The 2,342-nt window shown below is 55.7% G+C and carries 2 protein-coding genes; one reads left to right on the top strand and one right to left on the bottom strand.

What is annotated here, in order from left to right; genetic code table 11:
* Positions 1-31: 31 nt before the first annotated feature.
* A complete protein-coding gene (locus tag NW863_RS07885) occupies positions 32-682 on the top strand; it encodes a peroxiredoxin (RefSeq protein WP_414365679.1) in 651 nt (216 codons plus the stop codon).
* A gap of 887 nt (positions 683-1,569) precedes the next feature.
* Here NW863_RS07885 and scpB read toward each other — a convergent pair.
* Entirely contained in the window at positions 1,570-2,127 is a 558-nt protein-coding gene (gene scpB, locus NW863_RS07880) for an SMC-Scp complex subunit ScpB (RefSeq protein WP_414365678.1), read from the bottom strand.
* Between the last annotated feature and the right edge of the window lie 215 nt (positions 2,128-2,342).

The following is a 2,342-nucleotide window of genomic DNA, read 5'->3' as shown; positions in this document are numbered from 1 at the left end:
GACTGAACCCTTTACTGAGGAGAAAGAGTGTATGTCTCTCCGACTTGGCGATACGGCTCCCAATTTTACGCAAAAGTCCACCCACGGCGAAATCGACTTCTATTCCTGGGCCGGGGATAGCTGGGTAGTGTTGTTCTCCCACCCCGCCGACTACACGCCAGTCTGCACCACCGAGCTGGGTACTGTTGCCAAGCTGATGCCTGAGTTCGAGAAGCGAGGGGTGAAGGTGCTGGCCCTCAGCGTGGACGATGTGGACTCCCACGTCGGCTGGGTGAAAGACATCGAGGAAACTCAGAATGCCCGGGTGACTTATCCCATCTTGGCAGACGTTGATCGCAAGGTCTCCCAGCTCTACGGCATGCTGGATCAGACCAACCTCAATCAAGAAGGACTGCCTTTGACGGTGCGCTCAGTGTTCGTTATTGATCCCAACAAGAAAATCCGCCTTATCCTCACCTATCCAGCCAGCACGGGGCGCAACTTCGACGAGCTGCTGCGGGCAATCGATGCTCTGCAGTTGACGGATAAGTACAACGTTGTCACTCCCGCCGACTGGAAAGATGGCGATGATGTCATCATTCCACCTTCGCTGCAAGATCCGGAAGTGCTCAAAGAAAAGTTCCCGAAAGGCTACAAGGAGCTCAAGCCCTACTTGCGAGTCACCCCTCAGCCCAACAAGTAAGAGTCCCAGCAACCTAGCTGATGTTGGCTCAGGAGAAGGGCTCCCTTCTCCGCTGAAGCCGTGACTCCTTGATCTGGATCCCCGGTGAGGGGATCCTTAACTTTGTGGTCATTTCAAACCCGCTTAAGACAGTTAGTGCTCCGCACCGCTGACGCAAGCGCACAAAACCACGCTACGGACACACCAGCGCCCGGGCCTGTTTCACCACCCAGTCTCTACGCTGCCTCGGAAACCTGGGGTTTTCCACTACAGTACCGTCGGTTGCTTCGTAGAAGCATGTCAGCCCCAACTCAATACCGACAACCTTACCCGTAGGTGGAAGTTCTTCCTGCGGGTCAACGTCGATGCAAAACTGAGCGTCGTAGCCATCGGCTCTCCGCACTACCCTGATTTGCTTAATCTGCGAAATGCCGTAAAACCATGGGTCAGAAGCTTCCAGCCGCAGAAAGGTTCCAGCCTTAAAACTGTTGGGGAAGGTGAGATGCTTCCCGTCTTGTGAGAGTTCCCACCCTGTCGTCTTGTATTCGACCGAGCGGCAGTGCTTCTGGAACTTGGGAAAGCCCTTCTTCCCTGGTTTCTTGGCTTGGCAGTTGTCATAGAAACGCTGGATGGCCGACTAAGCCCGCTCTGCGCTAGCTTGCCTTGCCATTGCGTTGAGCTGAGCTGCTCACTCATATTCTTTGGCCAGCACAGCAGAGAGTTTAGAGAGGTCGTACCGGCCAGCTCCTTGGTTATCCATTCAGTAGCGCAGGCATTTGTTGCGAATAAACTGAGGGGTCTAAACTACCACGAACAAAGATGCAAGTGTAGAGAACGCCTTGGCCGGTTTTGTTTTCTAGAGGATTGGTAAACTCGCCGGTATAGACTGGACTTGTTTGCCGCGCCTTTCATCTCGACGCTGACCTTGCAGCTAGAGCGCAAGCTTTCCCGTCTTGCAAGGTAAAGTAGCGATGGAACTTATCCGTCACCCGCAACCAGGGGGAGCGGCTGCCTTCTTTGCGATAGCGGGTCACAAAGCCCTTTTCCACCAGCTCTGCCACATGTTGGTAAGCACCCTGACCGCGTAACTCCACCAAGTCAGCTTGCGAGAGGGGGCCACGTAGAACGATAGTCGCCAAGGTACGGGTGGCGCCCACCCCGATTTCAGGGGGCAAGAGCTGGTTGGCCAGCTCCAAAAAAGGCTCGCGCAACCGTAGAGCAAACCCCTCCTCCACCTGCAGCACCTCTAGGGCGGAGTCGCGGTGGGCGTAGTCTTCCATCAGCTCCAACAGCGCATCGTAGGCCTCGTCGCGGCTGCACTGGGCCAACTGGGCCAGTGTCGATAGGGCCAACGGCTGCCCCTTCAAGTAGAGGATTGCCTCGATCTGATTTTTTAGGGCTAGGAGACGCCCCCCCTCCATCTCTGAACCGGGGTTCAAAACCGACTTGGAACGACGCGAGGGCATAGCGCCAAGGGATCCGCTAACCTGTCCCGTAGCATAGCAGCAGTTGCAAACTGAGGGATCCCTTTACGAGCTTTCTGAGCCAAGGCAAGAGCCACTATGGTGACGTACTCCCGCCCTCAAGCTGACGCATCGAGTGCGGGTTTCATGGCTTACACCACGCTGCGCGAACAGGGACTCCTGTTATGGCACAGGACGTTTCCTGAGCTTTAGCGCTC

The sequence above is a fragment of the Synechococcus sp. B60.1 genome, from assembly GCF_047462555.1.
In the GTDB taxonomy this organism is placed as follows: domain Bacteria; phylum Cyanobacteriota; class Cyanobacteriia; order Thermostichales; family Thermostichaceae; genus Thermostichus.
Note: the sequence above shows the minus strand (reverse complement) of the source record. Positions and strands in the feature narration are given on the sequence as shown.